Source organism: Streptococcus porcinus, assembly GCF_901542335.1.
Lineage (GTDB): Bacteria > Bacillota > Bacilli > Lactobacillales > Streptococcaceae > Streptococcus > Streptococcus porcinus_A.
This window is the reverse complement of record NZ_LR594036.1, coordinates 180,301-205,858: the sequence shown is the minus strand read 5'-3', so window position 1 is coordinate 205,858 and position 25,558 is coordinate 180,301. Positions and strand designations below refer to the sequence as shown.

The following is a 25,558-nucleotide window of genomic DNA, read 5'->3' as shown; positions in this document are numbered from 1 at the left end:
TACCTATTCCTTTCCATAGTTATGAAGAGAGTTCAAATCATCTAAACTAATGATTTGTGTTTTAGCTTGCTTTGGTTTTCTTATAACAAAATAAGACATCACCAAAGTTGTAACAAGAGCTAAAACAGTCCAAAGGGTCACGGATTTACTATAGAAAATCACTAAGCCAAGTTGGTAAAAAACAAGACTAACAAGATAGGCAAGTCCTGTTTGGTAGCCAATAGCCACCAAAGTCCACTTCCTATTTCCCATTTCACGTTTGATAGCACCAATAGAAGCAAAGCAAGGAGCGCAGAGCAGATTAAAGATTAAAAAAGAATAAGCAGCTAAAGCTGTGTAATTTCCTTGAAGACTAGTCCATAAGGAATGCGTCTTCTCCGTAGTGTCAGGATTGTTATAAAGAATCCCTAAGGTCGCGACAACCGTTTCTTTAGCAACAAGTCCCGTAATAGTAGCAACCGTCGCTTTCCAATTTCCAAAGCCTAGTGGTGTAAAAATCCAAGCAAAGAACCGTCCTAAACTAGCTAAAATACTTTCTTGAGTACTCACTGCTTGTAGATTGAAATTGTAAGAACTCATAAACCAGATTAAGACTGTCAAACTAAAAATAATTGTTCCTGCACGTTGAACAAAACTCATCGCCTTACTAAATGCATATCGCAAAACAGTCTTAGCACTTGGCAAATGATAACTTGGTAGTTCCATGATAAAAGGACTGGTATAACCACTTAAAAAGCTCGTTTTCTTAAGAGCAATTCCGGATAAAATAATAGCAACCATCCCAAGCAAATAGGCACTTGGGGCGATCCAAGGGTTGTGTGGGAAAAAGGCTCCTGCAATGACAGCAATAATAGCCAATTTGGCTGAGCAGGGCATAAAAGTTGTCGTCATAATCGTAATTCGACGATCCCGTTCATTTTCAATCGTTCGACTGGCCATAATTCCTGGCACACCACAACTTGTTGAAATTAACATAGGGATAAAGGATTTACCAGAGAGACCAAAGCGTCGGAAAAGGCGATCCATGACAAAAGCTATTCGGCTCATATACCCAATATCTTCCAAAACCCCTAAACAAACAAAAAGAACAAAGATTTGAGGTAAGAAACCAAGAACTGCCCCCAGCCCGGCAACAATCCCATCTATAATAAGAGATTGCAACCAAGTTTGTACGTTCAATCCTTTTAAAATAGCTAAAACCGCTTCAGGGACATACTCCCCAAACAGCACGTCATTAACCCAATTTGTTCCTATCGTCCCTACCGTTTGTATAGATAAGTAATAAACTAAAAACATGACCGTGGCAAAAATTGGCAAAGCTAGGATGCGACTGGTTATTAACCTGTCAATTTTATCTGACATCGACATTTTAAAATCATGGTTCTGATGTTGAACCATATGACTAACATTTTCGATAAACTTGTAGCGTTGGTTAATGACGATTGATTCTGAATCCTCAGTAAAGATTTCTTCGATTATTTGAATAATATCCCTTATCTCTTGTTTTTGAGGAGTAGATAAGTTCAACTCTTCTTCCACCAATTGATCCCGTTCAAATAGCTTTATAGCATAAAAACGACTAGATCGGCTAGGGACCGTACCACCAAGCAGGTCAATAATCTGGGAAATTGCAGCTTCAAACCTCGAATCATAATTAGGAAACTGGATTCTGTCAATCTTATCCTTTGTCGTCTGACTAGCCTTTTTTATAGCCTGATCAATACCTTTATTTCTTAAAGCGCTAGTCACAACAACTGGCACTCCCATCTGGTAAGCTAACTTATCACTGTTAATCGTTTTTCCTTGACTTTTTAAGACATCACTCATATTCAGGGCAATTGTAACCGGAAGTCCTGTCTCAATTAACTGTGTCGTTAAATATAGATTGCGTTCTAAATTTGTAGCATCAATGACATTTAAAATAGCATCCGCATGATAACTAAGTAAATAATCACGTGCAACTTTTTCCTCAGGGCTATAAGGTGACATCGAATAGATTCCTGGTAAATCTTCAACTTTAATATTTTTATGATTTTTGGCAATGCCACTTTTACGCTCAACTGTTACACCAGGCCAATTCCCAACATGTTGCTTTGTCCCCGTTAAAAGATTAAATAAACTTGTCTTTCCACTATTGGGATTCCCTATCAGTGCAATTTCTGTCATTTTGTTTCCTCGCTGTCTATCTTAATGACACTGATCATTTGCGCTTCAGATTTCCTCAAGGTCAGTTCATAGCCACGGAGAGTAATCTCTATCGGATCTCCCAAAGGAGCTACTTTTCGCAAAAAAATTTTAGTGTGACGTGTCAAGCCCATATCCATGAGGCGACGCTTGATTTCAGCATGTGCACATATATTATCAATATAGGCGAATTCCCCGACAGCTAAGTTAGATAAGGGTAGAGTTGTAACCGATTGTTGGCTTTCAATGACATCAATCTTACTTAAAATAGAGGCATCAAAAGCTAGTCGACTTGATTTTAGCATAATAATGGCACTATTCTTAGTCTTTGAGACTAATGAAAGACGACTGCCTATTTTTAAACCTAGATTCGAAAGATGTCTGACGCTGTCTTCAGGTAAATTGATACTAACAATGACATAAGGAATGCTTACCTCTGCATATTGTAAAATCAATTTTGACCTCCTCTAACCATTTTAAAAATGGATTTTTTCAAATTTAGTATACCACAAATTTCTGAACTTTCTGAGATAGTCTGAAAAATATGGATTTTTTTAAATCAAGGAGACCTCATCTCATAAGAAAAAAGCGACTCTAAGGCCGCTCCATTTGATTTAAACTATTTTTCCGAAAACAGAGTCACAAAACAGTAAGAACTCTTTAGGAATTTTTCTGATATTTTTTTCTAAAATAACAAGTTTCAATCTATTTTTAACTTAATGTTTCGACTCTTTCTTCAAAGCATTTTTCAAAATAGCTTTGCGTTTTTGACTTCGTCGTGTGATTTCTAAAAAGAGAAGGAGAAGTAAGATAATTAATAAGAACCCAAAGAATGGGGCAATATAAATAGGATCAATTTGAATAGCTTCAGCAACTATTAAAGCATTTCCGTTAGCATTGCTTACTCTGTGGCCTCGGACCAATAAACGGTGTGTATTTACCCCATAAGGAGTACACGTAACGAGAGTTTGGTAGTCCTTTCCTTTAACAATCTGCAAATCTCTCAAATCATCTGGCTCAACTGTCCTGATTTGGTCAACTTCGTAACTAAAAGTCTCGTTAAGTATACTAACTGTCCAACGATCACCAACCCTTAATTTGTCCAAGTCAGAAAATAACTTTGAAGAGGGGAGTCCACGATGGCCAGATAAGATGGAGTGGGTCGACCTGCCACCTATTGGCAAGCTACTGCCCTCCAAATGCCCAATTGAAGTCTGTAACACTTTGTCAGAGGTCCCATGATAAAGGGGCAACTTGACATTAATCTTTGGAATGCTAATATAACCCATATTTGTCGTCTTATCGATGGCAAGTTGTGAATTATAGTCTTGACGCTCTTCTTCAGTTAGTCGCCACTTCATACCACTTTTTTCAAACTGTGTATTATATTGCCTGGCCCTTTGTAAAATTTTCTCGTAATCTTGAGTCCCCATCTGTGTCACACGCTCTTGGTAATCCATAATCGCACTTGACTGATGAAATGAATTCCAATAATTTGCAATTGAAGGGTAGGCTATTAAACCCACCCCGATTGCAATTATTGTGACAAGCAAAATGGTTACAATATCTTGTTTCTTTTTATTCATAAACCTCTTATCTGCCCCAGTTTGCTAGTGATTTCTGCTACTAAGACTGTAAACGACGACGAGCAACAAGAACAACTCCTGCACCAAGTGCTAAAAGAGCACCTATTGTATATAGGATAATTGTACCGATACTACCAGTTGATGGAAGTTCTGCTCCTTTATTATTTTCAATCGTTGGTGTTACCAACAAAGTATCTTGACCATTGTCTAGACCTTCCTTAAGCACAACCGTTGTTTCTTGTGTCATTAAATTATAACCAGCGGGAGCTTTTGTTTCAACTAACTTATAAGTTCCTTCGGCAAGTCCTTTAATGGTCACAAGCCCACCATTTGCAGTTGTGTATTCTGTGGCTTCTTTTTGATCTGACGTCCATTTAACTGCTTGTGGATCACTAAAGTTAAGGTATTGATTTTGGTCATTTTTCAAGACAAATGTCGCACCATCTAAGGTTTTTGCCTTATCTGAACCGTCAACTTTTTTTATCGTGATTTGTCCATCATAGACAGTAGCTTTTTTTCCACTGTCATCAGTTTGAGTATTAGGATTGATTGTCGCTGTATTGGTATTGTCAGCAATGTCCCCAGAACCTGGTTTAGCTTCACTTTTTAGTACACCAGTATAAGTGACTGTTATTTTACTAATTCCTTTGTAGTAAAAGTCATCAATTGCTCCATTGGCACTATCTGTGCTTTGAGTCTGAGTAGCACTCCAAGGAATCGTAATATCAAAATCATTATTTGACTCATTGTATGAATAGGTCCCCTTAGCCTTATTATTATTTTGAGTCAAAACGGTCTCTTGACCAGAGGCATCTGTAACCGTTACCTTAATAGAACTAGGATTCAAGGCTACAACATTACTATTTGGCATATCATCACGGAGCACGTATTGATAAACTTTTTCAGAGCCATCATAGTTGACAGCATTATTATAGTTAATAGTATAAGTAATAGTATCTCCAACTGAGTATGATTTTTTATCAGCGGTTTTGCCACCGCCATCACCCCAATTAGCACCAGTGTTTTTTTCGTGGATGGTGGCATTTGGACTGACTGACGTTACCATCACTACGGCACCATTATTAACACTGCTCGAAACATAGTAGTAACCATAATCCGAAACATTTATCACTTCTGTCCCATCAGTTCCTGTTTCAGTAACTGACACAGGTGATGTTAAGGTGGAAGAAATTTGCTTTGCCCAAGCGGCAATATCAGCTGCAGAGGCAGTATCTTTCTTTGTTACATAAGTCCTGCCTCCATTACTTGAAGTCGTAAATAAATTGGTGAAATTTGTAGAATTCTGATAATCACTTTCTTTTCCAGCTGGAATCAGGTAAGCGACACCATCTTTATTAGCATCTGGCGCACTGGTATCAGCTACCTCTGCATCAAAAACTTTATAGGCTTGATAAGTTGCACCATTTTGGGTATCTGTTACAGTAATCGTACCCGGTCCTGCTGCAAAAGCAGCGGGAATATTAGCCCCCGTAACTACTCCTAACACAAGACTAAGTGTCAGAAATAGCCTTATTAATTTGTTCTTCATTTAAAACCTCTCTCCTAAATCCATTACTGGAAATCTTTTTAATGACTATTTTTCCGGCGATATAAGACTATTCCAGCTGGTACCGCCAAGGTCAACCCAATAAGTATAAAGACATGGGCCCCCATACCACCTGTAGTTGGTAGTTCCGTTCCTTTACTATTAGTAACCTTAAAGCTATAGATGATTGAACCATCAGATAGTGTTTCTTTTGTTGGTGTGGCATTATTCCCATTTTGTTCAAGAGTAACACCAGTTGAAATAACTAAGGTTGCCAAATCATTTTTTGGCAGATTATACCCTGGAGGAGCAGCTGTTTCTGTAAAATAGTACTTCCCTAAAGGTAAATCAAGATAATTTTCGTTAGCTACAATTAAGAAACCTTCTTGGTTTGTAGTTACATTGCTATAGAGGGGGGTAGGATTTTTATTTCCTGCCGCATCTGTCGCGTAAATGTTAAAGCTAGCACCTGCCAAATGTTCGTCCATATTTTCAACATTTACTTTATCAAGTCGTACTTTTTGTTTAACTCGAGTATTAGTGTAGGCAATCGTTACATCACCTTGGACAGTTAAATTAATATCCCCATCCACATTGTAAGTTTTATCAGCTTCTCCACTGACTAGATTTCGTTCGGTAACTTGCTCGCTTGCCTTAAAGTCAGCATTAGGCTGTTCTTTGACAGTGATAACTGTTCCATAAGGCACGTTAAGAAAATCTTTAGATTCCCCATCTTTTAAGGCTAAATTATCTTGTTGAAGCGTGTCACTAAGCTCGAAAATAAAGTCCCTTGTTTTATCTTCGTCTATCCCCACAACATTTTTGCTAATTTTTACCGTGTAAGTTTTAGGTTGCCAAACAGCATATAGAGTATTTGTACTATCTGGGTTATTATCAATCCCAATCTCTTGTCCTGCTCTGAACTCAATATGTCCAGCACTAGCCAATTCCTTATCATGATGCCAACCAACAAGGTTATAGCCTTCTCTTGTAAAGTATTGGTTTTCTGGTATCGTGGTTGTACTATTCACATCTAAAGGTGCCGACTTGACTTGCGTAACAGTCGAACCATCTGCTGATACCTTACTACCGCCGTTCCCATCATAGGTAATTGACGTATCAGCTAAGGCGATATTCCCTACCGGTATAATGACTGGGTAGATGGTAATATTCTTATTCGCGTCAGCCAAGTGAGCATCTATTAATATGGAGTCATAAGGGTTATACACTTTTCCATTGTACCACCAGCCTCGGAAGCGATAACCATCTGGTATGGTCGGTCTTCTGAGAAGAGCCGAGTGAGAACCATCTGCGTAAGTATCGGGATCTGTAGGCTCATCACTTGTTGTGATTTGCTGTCCTGTGGCATCATTAATGGGTTTCCCGTCTAGGCCAAGAGCATTATTACTATAAATAACATGATAGTCGCCGGCCCTTCTCCACATGGCTCTTATAGTAATATCTTGCGTTACAGCTCCTGTGAAGTTATAGGGACGGATACTGCCATCAGGATTAACATAATACCAACCAATCAGTTTATAAGCATCTTTTTCATACTTATACTTGGTACTTGTGTCTACGTTGGCGAGGCTTGTATCCTGAGTATAGAAAGCTTTTTTAGTGTTACTAGGGTCATTACCCCGAGAGTCATACTTGTAATAGAAGGTTCCTGCAGAGTCTGCGATATAATCCCTACTAATAGTCGTGTACTCAGGAATTTTATCCCCATAGTAGAGATCAATATAAGTCTCATCTGTTGAAGCCAGTTGCCCGCCATTAGGATCAATGTTAACTTTGTATTTAATTTTTGTCCAACCAGCATAGACCTTCGTATCGTGCGCTGGCATTGTTGTATTAAAATCAAATTCCTGTGTTTGGGCCTGGTCCTTGTACCACTTACCGTCCCAAACATAACCCGGTAAGGAAGGCTTAGGTTGGATTGTAGTTGTATCCGGCTTATATGTTTGCAAATTTTGCTCATACAAAACATCAGCTTGTGGGAAATTTGGTAATTCCGTATTATCTAAAGGATCTAGATATTGAAGCTTGAACCGCATCCGTTCATAGCCGATTGATAGATTGAGATAATCCTTATGATAGTAACCATAAGCATCATAATATTGTGTAGAAACTGGTACAGTTGTACCTACACTCGTCTGTTGAGATTTCTGGTCGAATAAATTGTTATTTTGGTAGAAGCGCTGATAGTACTTCACGTTAAAACCAATATACTTTTCAGTAAATGTAAAGACATCAGCACCAGCTCCACCACCGGTATCGGATAGGGTATATTTGCCATCTAGACCTTGTTTATAAAACCAGTAAGTTTGAATCCTTTGTCCTGTTGGATACAGCTTCATCACATAAGTATTACTGCCAAGCACGTTATCAGGGACCACAAATTCTCCCAGATAACTCATTCCCGTGCTTCCCGAATTAGTCACAAGTCGCCAAGAGCCTGTTTTCCACTGGTAACCATTTGCTGCTAGAGTCGTGCCATAAAGACCGGTATAGGTTTCAGTAACGCTCGGATCATTCCAAGGGAAACTTGAACTTAAATAGTAGCCTTCAGCATATCCACTTTTGGCAAATAAAAGAGTAACCAACTCACGATCATAATAGACATTGACCACGCTTGAGCCATCGTCTTTGATTAAGACAGTTGTTTGCGTCTTTGTGTTATTAACTTTAAAGCCTTTTGGCAACTTTGCAGTAATATCAGCATCTGCTAATGTTGCAATACTATTAGAGAGTCCAGCTTTTGTCATTTGACCAGCATATTCATAGGTTTTTTGCGCATCTGTAGCATCCTTGCTATCACTAGCTGACTGCTGCCAGTAGTTAATAGTATAGGTGGTTTGTGCCGGTGTCCAATGAGCATAGAGTGTAATGTCGCTGGTCAAAACTTGATTGAAATCAAAGAGATTGCCACCCGTTTCTGCAGTATACCAACCTGCAAAGGCAAAGCCTTTTCTAGTTGGATCCTCAGGCTTAACTGTTGAAGCCAACTGGTCAGTAACTAAACGTTTTGGGGCTACATAGGTAACTCCTGTTGATAAATCACCTGTTTCAAAATCAATTTTGTAAGATTCTTTAAAGACAGGGTACAAGTTTATATTACCCGAAACAGGCAATGCTTTCATCTCACTACTTGATAAAGCAGTTCCATTAGACGTTTTCGACCAACCTACAAATAAAAGCGTTGATGTCGGTGGATCTACTTTGAAATCACTTAAGTCAGCTGTACCATTGCCAGTATTATCTAAAGGGACCTCATAACGCTCATAAACATGGGTTCCTGCTGCATCGTCAAATAAAGTTATGGTTGCTACATTGCTCATAACAGGCCGCACATAGACTTCCTTGGTCTCTGTGACTTTGACTGGTTCGCCAAAGGTAATCGGATCGCCATATTTTCCCGTGGTAGGATCATAGAGATACCACCCTTGAAAATGTTCTCCCGGCTTAATGGTTGGTATACCAACCTCTGCAAGAGAATCTCCGTCTTTAAGGATTTGACGCGAAGTAGACAAGCCTGAATTAGTCAAGAAAGTATAATCAGTTCCATCAGTATTTTGAAAATGATACGTTAAACGAGGGACTACTGTATTATCAGCTTGAACAATGGCATAAATCGAGAAAGAAGCTGTCTTAAAAGCAATGTCACTGTCTGTATTTTTAGTTTCTTCGGTATCTTTTGATTTTAAAACTTCTGTTTGACCATTATCTTTAAAATGGACAATTTTCATGTCTTCATCAACAACTGCGATAGGCTGATCATAAGCGACCTCAACTTTAACTGAAGAGGCTGGTTCAATTTCCTTACCTTCAGCTACTATCTTAATATCATAAAGCTTAAAGTTTTTGACTTCATCAGCTTTTTTTGCAACCTGATCGAGTGCTTTTTCTTTATACTCATGATAGATACTTTCGTTACTAGTAACTTCTCCAACTTGTAACTGGGCATTCATCGGTATTTTTGCTTCTTTGGTCATACTTAGAGTCATCGTATAACCTGTCCCTCTACAGGTTAAAGGAGTCTCGCGAAACTGGATTTCTGGTACAGTCGTTGCAGTCCTTTCAGAGTCTTTAGATGCATCAAGCGAGGGACTGCTGCTTGTTGCTAATGAAAAATCAGTCTTTTTTATTTCTTGACTACTTTCTGACTGACTCCCAACAGAAATCCCTACATCACCCACTTTATTTTCTTCAACAGTAACGGCAGGTAAAATCAAAAAACAAACAGTCAAGATAATAGTTGCAAGAAGCCCCAACCAACTAACGATCTTTGAGTATTTTCTTTGTTTATTGCGCGTTACCAACCCCATTATTAACAGCCGCCTTTTTTTTAGCATTATCTCTCTCCCCTCTAATACTAATTAACGGAACTAACCCTGTTTAAAGGCCAAATTCTAAGAAAAATCTTACCTACAATCTGTTCTTCGGAAACATCCCCTAAAGAGGTATTTCGAGAATCAATAGAGGTTTTACGATTATCGCCTAAGACAAAAATTTTTTTATCGGGAACCTGGTAAGGGTATTTTATATTGGTATTCCCCCTTGCCTTATGGATAACATAGGGTTCTTTTAGTTTTGTTTGATTAACATAAACATCACCTTTTGAGTCAATATTAACCCAATCCCCAGATTCAGCAATCACCCGCTTAACAATTACTTTATTATTATAGTAAAAGGCAATCACATCTCCCGTTTTAAAATCAGAACCTTTGGCCGTAAGAACTACATCTCCTGCAACTAATGTCTTATTCATTGAATGTCCATATATCCGTAGCACGGGCAGCCATAAAACAGCTATCAATATGGCAGTGGAAGCAACAGCCAATAGAACATAGACGGTGTTTTTGACAGCAGTAAAAAAACTCTTCTGATAAGTTACACGGTCCAATTCCTTAGCTATAGCATTTGAATCAAATTCTTTTTTCATCATCTGTCCTCATTGCATCAGACTGTCGCTTGATATTTTTCAAATAAATATCAGCAGCTTCCTGCGCCGCCTCAAAAATACCACTCAATCTTAAGGATGCTTCAGCAAGAGTTCCCGAGTCTTCTATTTCAATTTTTTGATTGTTTAATTTAACTTTAATTTATTTGAGCTCTTTTTCTTGCTTTTCGATTAAAAGTTGCTGTTCTAACAGGAGTTCCAACAGCTCTTTTCTGCTCAGTTTTTTTAAATCTTTAATCTCTCTTCCCCTTTTTTCACATAATATCCCATACTAAAACCATAGCACCTAGTACTCTCTTTGTCAACTAAAAGCTATCGCATTTTAAGAAAAAATGAGATTGTCTAATTTTTCCTTTGATTCATTCATTAAAAGTAGAGAATTTTAATCACGACTTCACATATTAATCAAAAAAATAGAACACAGAGGTATTTCTAGTTGATCTCCGCACAGCTTTTAGACAAAATTCTTGTCCTAAAGGAACATATTTTCACGCCCTAAGAAAACAAATTTATGCTATGATATAGGGTAGTTATAAGGAGTAATACGTATTGAAGAAAAAAATTGCAATCATCGGAATGGGAGTTAGTGGTTTAGCTGTTTTGTTAGCCTTCTCTCACTTATCTCAAGAAGAACTAGCCACTTTGGAACTTGTTTGCTTTGATGACACTCAACCCTTTGGGCGTGGCATCCCTTTCCAAAAAGATGACACTTCTGCCCTAATTAACTCTCCCATAGATGATATTTCTTTTGATTACCGCCACATGGATGACTTCGTCAAATGGCTAACAGAAAATAAATTAGACACCAATCATCCCTACGTCTCTCGTTCACTCTATGGACAGTATATGTCTGATAGAGCTGAGACTCTAATGAAAAAACTTCCTATTACCCGCGTCTACCACAAAGTGGATCATGTTTCCTACTTTCCTGATAGCCATGAATGGCAACTAGTGGTCAACGGCCAAACATTTCCTGACCTCTTCACAGAGATCCACCTAGCTTGTGGCCAACTACCTGTCTTAGATCCCTATAAACTACAAGGTGAGCCCAACTATATCGCCAACCCCTATCCACTTAAAAGTTTGAACTTATCCTTAGAAGAAATGGCAAGGCCAGTAATTAGCGTTATCGGAACAGGACTAGCTGCAGTTGATGTTATCAAATGGCTACTCCAAAAAAGCTCAGCCTCAATAATAGCTTTTTCTCGCTCCAATTACTTTCCAACAGTAAGAATTATCAAAGGTCCATCTATTAAGTGGCAATTTTTCACAGAACAGTTTCTAGATAAAGTCTTAAAAGAAGTAAAGCCCAGCTTTGATTTGGCTCAATTTGAAAAACTCTTTTTAGGTGAATTACAAAGTCTTGGATTTTCAGGCTGGGAACAAGTTGAAGAGCAATTCCTGGCAGTTGGCATTGAGGGAATTCAACTATCTCTAAACTACCCAGAACAGCTCTACGCCTTGCAACAATTAGCGTCTAGAGTGACAGACTGCTTTACAGACCTGTGGCCACTGATGCCTACTGCTGATCGCGAAGCTTTTCAAAAAACTTACGGTAAGGCTATTATCAATTTACGTAATCCTATGCCAGAAGAGTCTGCACGTGTACTTTTAAAAGCTGTTAAAGAAAAGAGACTGACGGTGGCCCAAAACATTAGCGACATTGTTAGCCTTGAAGAAGACTTGGTTTTAAAAAGCGAAGAAAAAGTGGAAACTCGTGTAAAAACTGCCATAAACGCTACCGGCTATCATTTAGTGGAAAGCAATCTTCAAAATGCAAGTTCCCTGCTTCAAAATCTAATTGAAAGCAAGCTCTGTCAAATTGATACTTTTGGAGGTTTATCAATTCTACCAGAAACATCACAGATACTTTCCCCAAAATATGGCGTACTACCAACCTTGTTTGCACATGGGGCTTTAATTAATGGCACTATTTTTCAAAATAACTCAACGATTAAAATTCAAAAAATGGCTGAACGAGCTATTAAAAATAAAAAGTCACTATTAATAAAATCTAGGAAAAATTCTTTTTAATGTACTCCTTATTTACCAGTCTTATTTTGATGATTTTTCATAAAAAAAAGAACCACTCCTGATGCGGAATGGTTCTTTTTAATCTGTTGACTCTGTTGCTACAAGCTCCAATCGATAATTGGCCCCTTTGGGATGATTCCATTAGGATTGATTGTTTTATGACTACCATAATAGTGTGTTTTGATATGATCCATATTGACTGTACTTGCAATACCATCTAGATTATAAATTCTTTTTGTATAATTCCAAAGATTTGGATAATCAACCAGACGGTTTAGATTACATTTAAAATGGCCATAGTAGACAGAATCAAACCTCACTAATGTTGTAAATAATCGAATATCAGCCTCTGTCATTTGATTTTCAACTAACCAATGATGACCTTCCAATTCATGTTCAACTTTTTCAAGGGCTTGGAAAAGCTTCTGAACTTCTTTGTCATAAACCTCTTGTTTTGTAGCAAAGCCAACCTTGTAAACCCCATTATTAATGTTGCGGTAAACAAAATCATTGACTTCATTAATCTTACCTTGTAGATTTTTTGGATAATAATCATCTCTATTTCCAGTAATATCATCAAAAGCATGGTTAAAGATTCGAATAATATCTTCGGATTCATTATTTACAATTGTCTTGGTTTTTTTATCCCATAGAACTGGGACTGTCACGCGACCGCTATAGTGAGGATCAGCTTTTAGGTAAAGCTCATATAGATAATCACTGCCGAATTCAGGGTCAAAAACAACGCCAGGGTAATCATCAAATGTCCACCCATGCTCTAACATATAGGGATTTACAATTGAGAGGGAGATATGGTCTTCTAAGCCTTTGAGTTTACGCATCATTAAAGTACGGCTAGCCCAAGGGCAAGCTAGAGAAACATATAAATGGTAACGTCCTGACTCTGCTTTAAAACCTTTGTCATCCGTTGATCCTAGACTGCCATCATTAGTAATCCAATTACGAAACTGTGTTTGACTTCTAACAAAATGGCCTCCTGTTGACTTTGTGTCATACCATTTATCTTGCCAATTACCATCAACTAGTAACCCCATATTGAACCTCCTCTGTTTATATTACTAATTAGTAGCATATCACATTACATCTTATTTCTCAATGAAAAACGGCTCTTAACTACATTACCACCTTTGAGGCCAATCACTATTTGAATAGTTTGGACTAAGTTGATATAATTGAAGAAATAACATTCGCCACCTAAGTGGATTATAGAGGAGTTTTTCAATGAAAAAATATTACTCAATTTTAGCCTTTTACTTCTGTCTTATGGGGTTTGGACTTTTTTATTGCAAAGAGTTTCTTAACACAGCCTATGACTCATCTCATTTTAGCGAGACATTTTTACCCTTTATGACCTTACTTGCTCTTTTGGTCTTATTTTTTGGGATTAAGAATAAAAAACATGTCATCCTTTCAACCACCAATCAACCGAGTTACATCTTCTTTATTCTCGCCTTTTTACCCATTTTAGGTTTAAGTATCCTTTCTTTTGCAAAAAATTTTTCTCTAACAAGTCATTTTTTAATTCTTCTCGTTGATGTTACCTTAATTGGTATTGCTGAAGAAGGCATGTTTAGAGGTTTATTATTAGGCTCTTTGGAAAAGAAATTTAGCCCTGTTAAGGCTATTATTCTTTCGAGCATCTTCTTTTCACTATTGCATCTGCTCAATATTCTTGGAGGGGTCACCTTCTCAGATGTTCTTAATCAGATGCTATCAACCTTTATTATGGGGTTGTTCTTAGGGTGTATCTACATAGATACTAAAAATATTATCTTCCCTATTATATTCCATTCACTATGGGACTATCTGATACTAAGTAATAGCATCGCTGACTTCCCTTTTGCTCTAATTCTTATTTTCTCAATTTCTGTGTTAGAGATAGTTATCTCAATTATACTTTTGCTAAAATTCAGTAAATTACGGAGTGCCTCTTAGTATAGTAAGAAATAGGATATTGGTTAAAATTTGGTTTAGAATAAACTTTAAAATGTAAAAATAGAAAAAGGTCATTAAGTAGTAACAGTTGCTACTACTTAATGACCTTTTATAATATTGGAATTTAGCTTTATCCTTATTAGTCTATAATCTTTATTGTACGCTTGAGGCATTCATCGAAAGATTTTCTGTGTCTGTAATTGATTTCAATAGCAATAGATAAAGACTTGCATTCAAAGTAGCCGTTGCAACATCATAAATCTCAGAATTCATTGGAATGTTAAACAAGAAGTGAACAAACATCGCAGCCGACATCCAAAACAAACCTTTACTCTTACTAAATCCATCACATTTACCTAGAAGAATGACAAATCCCACAACAAATAATGCAGTAAATAACCAGTGTGTACAACTAGCCCATACAACTCTCTCAATCAGCGTAGGGAACGGAGATTTTCCTGACGCAAAAATTGCTTGAAAAGTATAAACACAGTCTTCTATCATTTGAAAACCTAGACCAACAATCATACCACTAACTAAAGCTGTTTTAATATCAAACTTACGACAAATAAATAGCACTAGGAGCGCAGCTAAACCTTTTCCAAACTCTTCTGCCAAAGTGCAGATATTGATGCTCCCCAAAAGGCTATAAATGCTTCGCTAGGATGTAGAATATTACGAAGAGTATAGCCGATTACTATATGAAAATTCATCGATAAAGAAGTTGCCACAAAGATACCAGCTAACCAACTTAAAACAACTACTTGCGAGTTAATCGCAAAACGCTTTGTTAAATAGCGGATAAAAGCAATTAAAGGGATGGCATAAATGGCTATTAACAAAATCGTACCAAAAAATAAAGGATACTTATCTAAGTGATGTTCTGGTTTACCAAAACTTTGAAAATGTAGCGCAGTTCCGTGAAAAGCTAATATAAGGGCTATTAGGATCGCTATGGATTGCTTGTGTGTTTGTAAAAATGTTTTCATGTGTTTCCTTTCTCACTTTATTAATGAAATGGGACAATATATTAGTTCCTATCTTTCTTTAAACCTAAAAACCAATCTCTGTACCTTTTCAATAATACAACAAAATCATTTTTTTGTCTATATGTTTAAAAAAAGATTACACTAAATGAGCAAATATCTTATCATACTATTATCTTTTTCTAACAGTATATGATAGAATAATAGTAACTTGATTTAAGGAACTAATACCACTTTTAGTAAAGTATGATACTCAACCAATCATATAATGTGTGCAAAAATGAGTCCCCAATTAACATAATATTCTAATATAATAGATACCCCACAATAAATAGCGCCAAACATTAAAATTAAGTTACAAAATAAGTTACCCTTACAGATAGTCTTTTATTGACTTCGGATTAGTAATAAATATAAGGAGGAAACAAGGAATTGTTTAAACATTATTGCAAACGCTTACTTTTTTGGAGTCTCGCAGTATCAACTTCAACCCTTGCATTATTATCACTGAATGTAGCACAACCAGCTATTCTTGCAAGAGAAAATAGTAACTCGGGACAATTACATTCAGAAGCTAGACAAATAAAAGCAGTGGATTTTCAGGAGTTTTCGAAAAAATTAAAGGAAGAAATTTCGGAAAACAAACCATTTCACGTTTTTAAGCTAGGCATGGGGATAGATGCTTATTTTAGAAAAGGAATACACATAAATGAACTAAATAATTTAGCGACTGAGCATGATTTTATTCTTGTCAATAATCGTGCTAGCCATAAGAAATATGATGTTCCTCATATCTTTATCATGAACAAAGGAGACGTTATTGTTCCTAGTAAAGAAAAGTATGATGAGCAAATGAGAGAGGTGAAATTCGCTGGTAATCAACCTGAGGCGCAAAGGCAGAGGATTCATGCGCTATTTGAAATCGGATTGGATTCCAATAAACGACAGTTGCTTAACGCTGCAGGACTGGGAACCGCAGAAAATACGTTAGCAAAGGTTGATGACTTTACGATTTACTCTCATGGCTTGACGGTTGACAATAAGTATTATGAGAATTATGCTCATTTTAATGAGAAAAGTAGTATAAATATTACCAAGGAACGCTTTACTACCAATGACAATTTAATTCATAACTTGATAACTGCATCAAAGGCTAGGGAACAGAGAGATAATCGAGATAAAGTTAAAGCCTTTGTTATGTATGTTGCTAACCACACTACCTATGATTGGGAGGCAGCTAATAAGGCCGTAAGCAATAGAGCAGATGTCAACTACTATCTTGGCTCTGATTTATTTGCAGTTACTGAGCGTAAGAAAGCTATGTGTGTTGGTTTTAGTACTACAGCAGCTCGAGCTTTTAATATGTTAGGAATTCCTGCCTACGTTGTTGTTGGAAAAAATGCACAAGGTGTAGATCATGCTACTGCCCGCGCTTACTATAACGGTAAATGGCATACTATTGATGGTACTGGTTTTATTAATGGTCGAGCTTCTCGCTCTACTATTTATAGCGAAAATCACTTTTATTCTATTGGCGAAGATAGCTATAATATAGTTGATGTTAACGATGAATCTATCACTTTTGATAAAAACTATATGAAAATTGATAAGGTTTTTGAAGAATGGGCTCCAAAACAACCGACAGTAGACTTACTAATGATTAATAAAGATAAATCATTAGTCAATTCAAATTATGTTGCCTATGTTGCACCAGTAACTGTTGATAATAGTCGTAAAGAGTCTCTCACACAAATCTACAAAAAATTAAAAGCAGAGATAGAATCATCTTCTCAAAAAACTCCATCTCAAGGAGCTCTAACCTCACTTTTAAATACTGCGACAAATGACATTGCAAAACTTGAAGACACTTCTCAACTTACCCAAGAAAACTATAACCAGATTCAGAATTCTATGAAATCTGTTCTCTCATTTTTCTGGCAGTTAGATAGGCAAGTTGCGACAAATTTTGAAAATAGTGACGAATATAAAAAATTTCTAGAAGATACAAAGAATGCAGGTAGCTAAGCAGGAGAGGAGACAGACTATGTCTCCTCTTTGTGATATGTAGGGTAATAAAGAGTTGTTAGTCTATAGCGCTTCTAACTTAGCATTAGAACAAAACCGTTAGAAAACTTGATCATCCAGATGAGACTTTTAGAGTAGTTTGAAAGTTATACTTTATCATCTTTTCTATAAAGGCACTCAGTAATTCAACTTAATAGGTATTTAATCTGAGACGGGTATTTTAAAGCAAACAAAATATCAACATAATGGTCTTTTATTCCTAACAATTCTATGGTATCCTTAATTTATTTCATGCGATTCTATAATAGGCTTAATTATTCTATATATCCATTCCTAAAAGGATGCCGAGCTAAAACAGGTTTGTTTTTAATCACATTTATTTTAGTGGAAACTAATTTAGATTGTTCTTCTAGTGCTCAAATAAAAGAATACTGTGATCGGTTATTAGCTGGGCTTTTAAAGACTACAATATTATATGTTAATAGGATTAAGCAATAATAGGATATACTTCTACTACTATAATTAAAATCATTCATTTGCAAAAAGAAAGGATTCGTTATGCAGGAAAAACAACGTTTTTTGAGATGGTTCGATCTTCTCTGTCTCACTATTATCTTATTTGGAGAAGGAATTGTTAAGTCTACCTTGAAGTATTTGGCTCTCCAAAATCAGGCCATTAGCCTCGAGCAAAATTTAACTTTTTCAAGCTTTGATAATTATAAGGGCTTAGCTATGCAAAGCATTTGGCTACTGTTAGCTTTTCTTTATCTAAAATGGCGACGATTTGACTTCGACTATTTCAAAAAAAGAATTTATTTTAAACCTTTTGTTCTTCTTCAAGCACTGGGATTATTTATTCTTATTGCGCTTAGTATGGATATTTTTAATATCATTACTTACAATATTCCCAAAAGCCTATCACCTTCTGTCCTTGCTATTTGGCCGCAGTTTGATATATCACTTATTCTCTATTCTATGTTAAACGGTTTTTATGAGGAATTTTTCTTCTTAGGCCTTTGTTTAGCCGTTAAACCTGAGGCCACTAAATGGGCTTTCCTCTACTCGTTACTTATTCGATTTAGCTTCCATACCTACCAAGGAATTGCTGGTGCGGTTGGAATTAGTCTCATTTTAGGAATTCTCTTTTTTATCATATACCGTAAAGTAAAACCTCAAAATTTACTCCCCTTCTTTATAAGTCACGCGCTTGCCGATATTTTTGGTCTATCAATACTAACTTATCTCTTTAATTAATGTTTTTTCTTAGGCTTCTATCTCGCCACTATCTACTAATTTCCCAAACCTTTAGCAATTACAGAGCTAAAGGTTTTTCTATAGCAAGCAAACAAATCGTTAAAAAAATTAATATATTGCCACAGATTTGCCTAACATTTCTAAAGCCAAAAAAGAAAATTTTTGTTATATTTGAGGTGGTGAATAACTATTAACTACACACCGAGATAAAAAGGAAGTGAACTAAAAATGACTCAACTCATTTACCTGGCAGATGATGAGAAAAATATTCGTGATCTGCTGACACCATTCTTAGAACATGATGGCTTTCTTGTAAAGGCTTTTGAAAACGGAGACCTCCTCTATCAAGAATTCCTCATTAAAAAACCAGACCTTATCATTTTAGATATTATGATGCCTGGAACCGATGGCCTTGAGGTTATGAAACTCATCAGAAGTGAAGATCAACATCTTCCTATTATTATGTTAACTGCACGCGACTCAGATGCAGACTTTATTACCGCCTTTAACTTGGGAACAGACGACTATTTTACAAAACCATTTTCACCCATAAAGTTAAGTCTTCATGTCAAGTCACTTTTAAAGCGTTCACATATTTTTGGCTCAGATAAAAAGTCAGCCTTTACCTATAGAGAACTCACTCTTGACTCTGAAAAGCGCTTAGCAACTCTTTGCGAACATGAAGTTCCATTAACAAAAACAGAATTTGATTTACTTTTTGTCCTTATTGAAAAGCCAGAAACTGCCTTTTCACGTGAAGAACTGCTTAACCGCATCTGGGGTTTCGAAGACATTGAGAGCCGAGCTGTTGATGATACGGTTAAGCGTTTACGCAAAAAATTAAATCAATATCATAGTAGAGTCGCTCTTGAAACCGTTTGGGGATATGGTTTTAAATTAGGTGAAAAAGAATCATGAAGCAAAAAAGCCTTATAAACCATATGTTTATCATCAACAGTGTGATGCTTTTTTTAGGTTTTTGTATGATTTACATGTCACTCAACTATGTGGCAAAAGATTATGTTCATAGCATGACCAGAAACACTATGAAGAGCAATTTTACCATTCTGGACAGCATTAACGCTCATAAACCGATTCCTGATAATCTCTCAAAAGATCAAGATAGTGTTTTTATTTGGGCTTACTATGCTATTTACGATGATAACAATCACTTAAAATATGCCAATGAAACCAAGAAAAAAGAAAGCTTGCAGATCTTTCGCTATATGAACCAGCACCATATAATAGCCAATCGGCAAAGAGGTATCTTTATACCGATTAAGAAAAAAACATATTATGTAATGGCAGACGATTATCAAGGAGTTTTTGAAGATGGTCTAATCAGTAAAACAGGTACCAAACAAGATCGCACCTACCGCGTCATTAACTTTACAGACATTACCTATACACAAAACCTTATTAACCAAATTAACTATTATTTAATCCTGAGTCTATCCCTGTTATTTCTTATCATGCTTTTTATCATGGGGAAAACCTTCTTTGGCATTAAAGAATCCATACAGTCTGTTCAAACCTATATTTCCAATTTGTGGCGAGATAAAGAGACTATCGATGGCAAGGATAAGCATATTGTCTTTTCCGACTTCGATCCCCTACTTAAAGAAAGTCAAGAAATGACCAAACGTATCCGACAAGCAGAAGCTAGTCAGCTGACCTTCTTCCAAAATGTATCCCATGAACTACGTACTCCTTTAATGTCTATTCAAGGTTACACAGAAGGAGTAAAAGAAGGAATCATCCAAGAATCATTAGCATATGATATTATTTTGAACGAAAGTCAAAAAATGAAACAATTAGTAGATGATATTATGCTCTTATCTCGTATTGATGGAAATGCTAATATTCAAAAAGAAACTATTATACTAGAGGATATCCTCACTAACTGTGTTGCTTATTTTAAACCAATTGCTCATCAAAATGGTATAGAATTAACTTACCACATCAATCAGCATTGTGCTATTGAAGGCTCAGAGGAACTCATTCAAAAAGCTATAACTAACATTGTAAGTAATGCATTACGTTATGCTAAAACTAGTATCTGTATCACTTTACAGACTAATCGGATCACCATTGAAAATGATGGGCCTGCTATTGCCAGCCAAGATCTTCCACATATCTTCGAGAGATTTTATAAAGGTGACAAAGGCCAGACAGGTATTGGACTCGCAATGGTTAAGGAAATTATGAATCAACACCAGGGAGAGGTTCTGGTTATAAGCAAGGAAAACAATACCCAGTTTATTCTTAACTTCAATTACCACACTTTTGCCACATGATTTCCTCAAATTTTCGAAGAATTATTAATTACCTTCAGGTATACTTTTAACATAAAGTACTTAACCAAAAGAAAGAAGGTCACTTATATGATTAACCTAAAACATTTCAAATCTTTATCCATCATCACACTACTCTCTCTCACAGCTTTTGCTGGCACCTACCAAACTAAAAGCTATGCTGATGATGCGACGCATTCAACTTCTCTCAAAGTAAATGTAACAAGTGTTGAAAAAAAACTAGCTAATGCTGATAAGGAAGCAGAACCTATCTATGCTAAGATGGATAAAATTCAAAAATCAATTGATAATATTCGAACTTCTAAGCTAAGTTCTGATGAACGGACTCTTACAAAGAAGATTAACAAGCTCAATGAAAAACATCAAGCTGTTTTAGAAAAATTTTACAACCAACTTGGAGACAAAAGATGGCATTCTAAAAAAGAAGCACTTAGTTTAGTAGCTCAATCTAAGTTAAGTAAAACCGAGAAAAATAATTTAACTAGCTATTTTAAAACTTATTATAAACATCAACAAGTTCTAGATAAAAAATATGATAACTTCAATAAACTAACGAGCAGTCAACAAAGCAAGTTAGAAACCTTGACAAAAAAAGCTGATGCTATTTACAAAAAACATGGCATTACAAAAGATATTCTAATGGCTTACTATGCACAAAAAGGAATGACAGCTGATTAATCGCACATTTTCATTCTAATCAATAAGCTTCAAATGCTATCCTTTTCATTAAGATGTATCATAACCATAATCGACTGTCGCTATATTTTCATAGATAAATGCAAAAAAACTATCCTTATGAAGCTAGCAGAAAAGAATCATCATATGATGGTTCTTTTCGATATATATTAAATAAGCTCATTAACTTTTTCACTTTTTAATGTTTTTGCTTGTTGAAGTTTTGGATTTCATTTACAATGTAACTACAAAATACTAGTAGTGACTCCAGATAACCATATAATACACAAATATAGCTAAGTAACCTTACCAGAGGAACGTTTTTTGATTAAGTGCCAACAAACACTCCTTCACCTAACATATGAAATGCTCTATCTCCTTAAGCAAAAGATTTAATAATAATAGTCTAAAAGAGGGGGCTACCTAAAATTTATGTTAGTGGAGCTACGGAATATTTTTAAAAAATTTTTTTAAACATTCCACTTGAAATTATTACTATGTAGTAATAAAATAAACCTGTGAATCATAAAAAGAAATGAGGTAGACAAAATGATTATAGTATCAAATACAAGTGAATTTATGAAAGCCATCAACAGTAAGACTAAAGTTATTCACATTAGCCGTAGCATGACCTTTTCGTTTCCAATTTCCCTTCCAGCTGGTACTACCTTAAAAGGGCTTGCCCAAGAAAATGGAACACTCCCATCTCTGTTCTTCTCACACTCTGATGGCTTTATTATAAATGGAACAACAACTATTGAAGATCTGTCTATCGTCACCATGCAAGATAAAAAAGCAATTTTAGTGGCACCTCAACAGTATGAACAGGATTTTGGTCAAGTTAGTTTAAAAAATCTTGAGCTTGACGGACAAATCTCTTTAATTTTTAGAAATCCAACCATGACAGCCGATGTTAAGGTTGAAAATGTGCACATCAATAGTTCTGATACAAGAACCTACTTAGAACAGCCTCAAAAATATGGAGTCAATGTGCTTCAAGGTGCCTTTACTCTGTACAACTTCAATCCCAATCAAGATAGTTTAGTCACCGCTAACATTACTGGCCTCTCTATTGGTTCAGAAAGACATCCTGCAGTTGGTTCCGGAGTCTTTATTTCTGGCTTCAATGATCAAGGAGGACAAGTTAAAGTTTCTCATTTAGAACTAGGAGCTATCTATTCTACCGGTCTTCTCCCTCAAGGCGTTTCTGACTTTATAACTGGAGCTGTCTTTGTTGTGTATGGAGCTACCGTTGAAAAATTAATTCAAAATGGTAAAGTCGTAACTTATGGTGTTAACGATATGGTTCTTGATGCTTGGGGAACCGTCAAGGAATGGACCGTCAACGAAGATGTCATTTCATATGGACCGTCAGGAGTTGGTTTCGTCAACTTTGGTACCGTTAACTATTTTAAAGCTGAAAAAGGTATTTCTACTTATGGTTTAGGAGCACGCGCTTATAATCAATACGATGGTACCTTAAAAGAAGGGCATTTCACAAATCTCCATACCTTTGGTGATGGAGCAGTTGGTATCCAAATTTCTAAAAAAGTTGGTAAACTTGTAATAGAAGGTGATGTTATTACTCATGGAAGTGTCGGTCAGTCTTTAGTAAAAGGAGTCAATGTTGACTTACCTGCTTACGCACTATCTATTAAGGATGGTGGTCAAGTTGAAGAATTAATTATCAAAGGTAATATCATTACAAACGGTGAAGATGTTATTACGGTAGCAATGGAAGAAGAAGGTCTCCTCAACCTCGTTGCACTAGACGGTAATGTTATTGCTAACGGTAAGAACTCACTTAGTTTTGAAAATAGCAAAGCGAGTCAAGCTTTTGCAAAGTAATCTACCACACTCTTCTCCAAATGGAAGCCTAAAGAAGGCTTTGCTACAGGAGAAAATAAACTCATCTCTGGTAGTATACGACACTTGGAGGTAGGAATCACGAAAAAAACTATTGATTTTCGCAAAACTGCATTAGTGGTCATTGACCTTCAAAAAGGAATCTTAGAGATGCCAACACTTCCTTTTTCCACTACAGAAATCATCCATAATGCCAATCAATTAGTCCACTGTTTTCGGCAAAAGGAAGCCTTTATTGCTTTTGTCAGGGTTCAGTTCCTCGATGGCAAAGATAAACTCAAACCCAATGCCATGAAGCAACTCCCAGGAGATGATCAAGCACCGGATTTTTCAGACTTTCCTGATGATTTCGAGGTGGCAAGTACTGATTATATCGTTAATAAACGCGGTTTTAGTGCTTTCTTTGGAACTGATTTAGACCTTCAGTTAAGACGACGGGGAATTGAAAACCTTGTTTTATGTGGTATTTCCACACATGCGGCTGTTGATTCAACGGCACGTGATGCCTATCAATACGCCTATAATCAGTTTTTTATCACGGATGCTATGGGAGCTGCAACGAGAGATATGCATGAATTCCCAATAAAGAACCTCTTCCCAACTATGGGACAGGTCCTTACGACAACAGAATTTTTATCTCTAATAGACCAGCTATCAAATGTCAATACAAAATAAAAAATAAATTTTACACTGACATTATTGCATAGCAAATAAGCCTAATGAATAGGCTTAAAAAATTAATAATACTGACAACTAAATATTTGGAGTATACGGTTTTTGATCTCTTAGGACAGCGAATATAATATTGGTCAATTTCCTTGCAACAGCCCCTATAGCTGTGCCATGAGCTTTGCCTCGTGCTCTCAACCCTTGATAGTATATGGATAAGGCAGGGTCCTTAAAGGCTGCTACAGTGGCGGCAAGCCAAATAGAACGCCTTAAGTAAGGCGAACCTCGCTTGGAAAGTTTTGTATTTGTGGCTGAAAAATCGCCAGATTGTTTTATGCGTGTGTCTAAACCGGCATAGGCAACAAGTTGGTTTGCTCTTTCAAATCTAGAAATATTGCCTATCTCGGATACTATGGACGCACCTAAAACACTACCAATACCCGTTATTGTAGTAATGACTGGACATATATCCTCAAGCAAGCAACTAATCTCAATTTCAATTTCTTTAAGTTGTTCTTCTAGGAATGAAATTTGGCTAATTATTTGCTTGATTTGGAAAGAAAAAGACCTTTTTGCGAACTTAATTCCAAAAGATTCTCTGGCACAGGATTGGATTTCTTCGGCTTTATTTATGCCAAGACGACCCTTGCTACACTCATAAAGTAAGTTGCCAAGCTCCTCAGCAGGAATCGACAGCATGTCTTCTGGTAAAGGATACTTTGACAACAGCTCCTTTGAGGCAACACCATATATATTTGAAAAAAGACTTGAGTACTCAGGGAAAACTTGGTCAAGTATAGCTACAAGCTTTCTTTTCCAATCTGAGCATTCATCAACTAAGGCAAACCTATATCTAGTTAAATTTCTAAGGGCAAATGTATTCTCATCGGAAAAATTAGATATAGAGAACTCTCCAAAACGCATTATTTGAGCAATTATAAATGAATCAACTGAATCATTCTTAGTTTGTCTAACGTACATTTTCCTAAAAGCATCAGACTGAATTGGATTTATAACATAACACGTAAATCCTAGATCAATGATGTATGAGAACAAACTTATCCAATAGTGACCAGTTGCTTCCATTCCAATAATGCAATTATTAGTTGTTACACCAAATTCAGCAATAAAATTATTGAACTTTTCCATCCCTTTTGCAGAGTTAGGAAAGGAAATACTTTTGGATAAGCTCTTTCCAGAAGAATCAATTATTGAAGCTTCGTGGTTTTTCTTAGAAATATCAATACCTATGTAAAACATAAAATCACCTAGCTTTCATATATTTTAGATAGAGAAAGAACCCTCTAAAACTTTACGACAATGCAACCTCGTTAGAGATACAGCAACTTGGTGCTATCCAGCTAATACGCATAAAGACGTAAAGAAGAGGCGTAAGCCTATTTTAGGAAGATATAACTTCAAGGAGGTAGCTACGACCTCTATCTATACTAATATTATCCCACAAAGAATAGGGGATAGAAAAGAAAAAAAGTAGTTTT

Annotated in this window: 19 protein-coding genes and 1 pseudogene; 9 read left to right on the top strand and 11 right to left on the bottom strand. The window is 36.2% G+C overall.

From position 1 onward, the window contains the following. Window positions 1–3: 3 nt before the first annotated feature. The 7 genes and pseudogenes from feoB to FGK96_RS10675 all read right to left on the bottom strand — a co-directional run bounded on the left by feoB (window position 4) and on the right by FGK96_RS10675 (window position 10,517). Complete coding sequence (gene feoB, locus FGK96_RS01135) at window positions 4–2,166, bottom strand: ferrous iron transport protein B (RefSeq protein WP_138080602.1); 2,163 nt, start codon at window positions 2,164–2,166, stop codon at window positions 4–6. Continuing rightward, complete coding sequence (locus FGK96_RS01130) at window positions 2,163–2,639, bottom strand: FeoA family protein (RefSeq protein WP_138080600.1); 477 nt, start codon at window positions 2,637–2,639, stop codon at window positions 2,163–2,165. The genes feoB and FGK96_RS01130 overlap by 4 nt, the downstream gene beginning before the upstream one ends. Before the next feature lie 261 nt (window positions 2,640–2,900). Then, window positions 2,901–3,770 carry a class C sortase gene (locus tag FGK96_RS01125; protein ID WP_138080598.1) on the bottom strand — a complete coding sequence of 290 codons (870 nt, stop codon included), beginning with the start codon at window positions 3,768–3,770 and terminating at the stop codon, window positions 2,901–2,903. 40 nt (window positions 3,771–3,810) lie between these two features. Then, window positions 3,811–5,319 carry a SpaH/EbpB family LPXTG-anchored major pilin gene (locus FGK96_RS01120; RefSeq protein WP_138080596.1) on the bottom strand — a complete coding sequence of 503 codons (1,509 nt, stop codon included), beginning with the start codon at window positions 5,317–5,319 and terminating at the stop codon, window positions 3,811–3,813. Between the two features lie 38 nt (window positions 5,320–5,357). Beyond that, entirely contained in the window at window positions 5,358–9,671 is a 4,314-nt protein-coding gene (locus tag FGK96_RS01115) for an InlB B-repeat-containing protein (RefSeq protein ID WP_138080594.1), read from the bottom strand. A 20-nt stretch (window positions 9,672–9,691) separates the two neighbouring features. Continuing rightward, window positions 9,692–10,264: a signal peptidase I gene (gene lepB, locus FGK96_RS01110; protein ID WP_420031099.1), complete on the bottom strand. Its 573-nt coding sequence runs from the start codon at window positions 10,262–10,264 to the stop codon at window positions 9,692–9,694. Beyond that, window positions 10,245–10,517 (bottom strand): annotated as a pseudogene (locus tag FGK96_RS10675) (hypothetical protein). The gene lepB and the pseudogene FGK96_RS10675 overlap by 20 nt, the downstream one beginning before the upstream one ends. A 311-nt stretch (window positions 10,518–10,828) precedes the next feature. Here FGK96_RS10675 and FGK96_RS01100 point away from each other — a divergent pair. Beyond that, window positions 10,829–12,313: an FAD/NAD(P)-binding protein gene (locus FGK96_RS01100; protein WP_138080592.1), complete on the top strand. Its 1,485-nt coding sequence runs from the start codon at window positions 10,829–10,831 to the stop codon at window positions 12,311–12,313. 98 nt (window positions 12,314–12,411) lie between these two features. Here the strand turns inward: FGK96_RS01100 and FGK96_RS01095 are convergent, their stop codons facing one another. Further along, window positions 12,412–13,368 carry a glutathione S-transferase family protein gene (locus tag FGK96_RS01095; protein ID WP_138080590.1) on the bottom strand — a complete coding sequence of 319 codons (957 nt, stop codon included), beginning with the start codon at window positions 13,366–13,368 and terminating at the stop codon, window positions 12,412–12,414. A gap of 187 nt (window positions 13,369–13,555) precedes the next feature. Here FGK96_RS01095 and FGK96_RS01090 point away from each other — a divergent pair, with 187 nt between their 5' ends. After that, the gene (locus tag FGK96_RS01090; protein ID WP_138080588.1) at window positions 13,556–14,269 is read left to right on the top strand and encodes a CPBP family intramembrane glutamic endopeptidase; all 714 of its coding nucleotides are present in this window, start codon (window positions 13,556–13,558) and stop codon (window positions 14,267–14,269) included. Window positions 14,270–14,422: 153 nt separating this feature from the next. Here the strand turns inward: FGK96_RS01090 and FGK96_RS10545 are convergent, their stop codons facing one another. Together FGK96_RS10545 and FGK96_RS10540 are read right to left on the bottom strand one after the other, a co-directional pair. Continuing rightward, window positions 14,423–14,887: a PrsW family glutamic-type intramembrane protease gene (locus FGK96_RS10545; RefSeq protein WP_232045787.1), complete on the bottom strand. Its 465-nt coding sequence runs from the start codon at window positions 14,885–14,887 to the stop codon at window positions 14,423–14,425. Further along, window positions 14,860–15,258, bottom strand: coding sequence for a hypothetical protein (locus tag FGK96_RS10540; RefSeq protein WP_232045786.1), 399 nt, complete (start codon window positions 15,256–15,258; stop codon window positions 14,860–14,862). Before FGK96_RS10540 ends, FGK96_RS10545 begins: the two co-directional genes overlap by 28 nt. 429 nt (window positions 15,259–15,687) lie before the next feature. Between FGK96_RS10540 and FGK96_RS01080 the strand changes: the two genes are divergently transcribed. The 7 genes from FGK96_RS01080 to FGK96_RS01050 all read left to right on the top strand — a co-directional run bounded on the left by FGK96_RS01080 (window position 15,688) and on the right by FGK96_RS01050 (window position 24,065). Beyond that, window positions 15,688–17,280, top strand: a complete 1,593-nt coding sequence (locus FGK96_RS01080; protein WP_138080586.1) for a transglutaminase domain-containing protein — start codon at window positions 15,688–15,690, stop codon at window positions 17,278–17,280. 558 nt (window positions 17,281–17,838) lie between these two features. After that, the gene (locus tag FGK96_RS01075; RefSeq protein ID WP_138080584.1) at window positions 17,839–18,534 is read left to right on the top strand and encodes a type II CAAX prenyl endopeptidase Rce1 family protein; all 696 of its coding nucleotides are present in this window, start codon (window positions 17,839–17,841) and stop codon (window positions 18,532–18,534) included. A gap of 228 nt (window positions 18,535–18,762) precedes the next feature. Continuing rightward, the gene (locus FGK96_RS01070; RefSeq protein WP_138080582.1) at window positions 18,763–19,452 is read left to right on the top strand and encodes a response regulator transcription factor; all 690 of its coding nucleotides are present in this window, start codon (window positions 18,763–18,765) and stop codon (window positions 19,450–19,452) included. Further along, window positions 19,449–20,831, top strand: a complete 1,383-nt coding sequence (locus FGK96_RS01065) for a sensor histidine kinase (RefSeq protein ID WP_138080580.1) — start codon at window positions 19,449–19,451, stop codon at window positions 20,829–20,831. Before FGK96_RS01070 ends, FGK96_RS01065 begins: the two co-directional genes overlap by 4 nt. 87 nt (window positions 20,832–20,918) lie before the next feature. Further along, the gene (locus FGK96_RS01060) at window positions 20,919–21,527 is read left to right on the top strand and encodes a chromosome assembly protein (RefSeq protein ID WP_138080578.1); all 609 of its coding nucleotides are present in this window, start codon (window positions 20,919–20,921) and stop codon (window positions 21,525–21,527) included. Between the two features lie 546 nt (window positions 21,528–22,073). Further along, window positions 22,074–23,372, top strand: coding sequence for a hypothetical protein (locus tag FGK96_RS01055; protein WP_138080576.1), 1,299 nt, complete (start codon window positions 22,074–22,076; stop codon window positions 23,370–23,372). Between the two features lie 84 nt (window positions 23,373–23,456). Further along, window positions 23,457–24,065, top strand: a complete 609-nt coding sequence (locus tag FGK96_RS01050; RefSeq protein WP_232045784.1) for an isochorismatase family protein — start codon at window positions 23,457–23,459, stop codon at window positions 24,063–24,065. 78 nt (window positions 24,066–24,143) lie between these two features. On the opposite strand, the gene FGK96_RS01045 is transcribed toward FGK96_RS01050, so the two are convergent. Beyond that, window positions 24,144–25,319, bottom strand: coding sequence for an IS110 family transposase (locus FGK96_RS01045; RefSeq protein WP_138080574.1), 1,176 nt, complete (start codon window positions 25,317–25,319; stop codon window positions 24,144–24,146). Between the last annotated feature and the right edge of the window lie 239 nt (window positions 25,320–25,558).

Coding starts and splice junctions, on each gene's coding strand:
- FGK96_RS01095 (WP_138080590.1), bottom strand. CDS start 13,368: ATGGGGTTACTAGTTGATGGTAATTGGCAAGATAAATGGTATGACACA.
- lepB (WP_420031099.1), bottom strand. CDS start 10,264: ATGATGAAAAAAGAATTTGATTCAAATGCTATAGCTAAGGAATTGGAC.
- FGK96_RS01120 (WP_138080596.1), bottom strand. CDS start 5,319: ATGAAGAACAAATTAATAAGGCTATTTCTGACACTTAGTCTTGTGTTA.
- FGK96_RS01075 (WP_138080584.1), top strand. CDS start 17,839: ATGCAGGAAAAACAACGTTTTTTGAGATGGTTCGATCTTCTCTGTCTC.
- FGK96_RS01045 (WP_138080574.1), bottom strand. CDS start 25,319: ATGTTTTACATAGGTATTGATATTTCTAAGAAAAACCACGAAGCTTCA.
- FGK96_RS01090 (WP_138080588.1), top strand. CDS start 13,556: ATGAAAAAATATTACTCAATTTTAGCCTTTTACTTCTGTCTTATGGGG.
- FGK96_RS01115 (WP_138080594.1), bottom strand. CDS start 9,671: ATGCTAAAAAAAAGGCGGCTGTTAATAATGGGGTTGGTAACGCGCAAT.
- FGK96_RS01055 (WP_138080576.1), top strand. CDS start 22,074: ATGATTATAGTATCAAATACAAGTGAATTTATGAAAGCCATCAACAGT.
- FGK96_RS01070 (WP_138080582.1), top strand. CDS start 18,763: ATGACTCAACTCATTTACCTGGCAGATGATGAGAAAAATATTCGTGAT.
- FGK96_RS01065 (WP_138080580.1), top strand. CDS start 19,449: ATGAAGCAAAAAAGCCTTATAAACCATATGTTTATCATCAACAGTGTG.
- feoB (WP_138080602.1), bottom strand. CDS start 2,166: ATGACAGAAATTGCACTGATAGGGAATCCCAATAGTGGAAAGACAAGT.
- FGK96_RS01060 (WP_138080578.1), top strand. CDS start 20,919: ATGATTAACCTAAAACATTTCAAATCTTTATCCATCATCACACTACTC.
- FGK96_RS01125 (WP_138080598.1), bottom strand. CDS start 3,770: ATGAATAAAAAGAAACAAGATATTGTAACCATTTTGCTTGTCACAATA.
- FGK96_RS10540 (WP_232045786.1), bottom strand. CDS start 15,258: ATGAAAACATTTTTACAAACACACAAGCAATCCATAGCGATCCTAATA.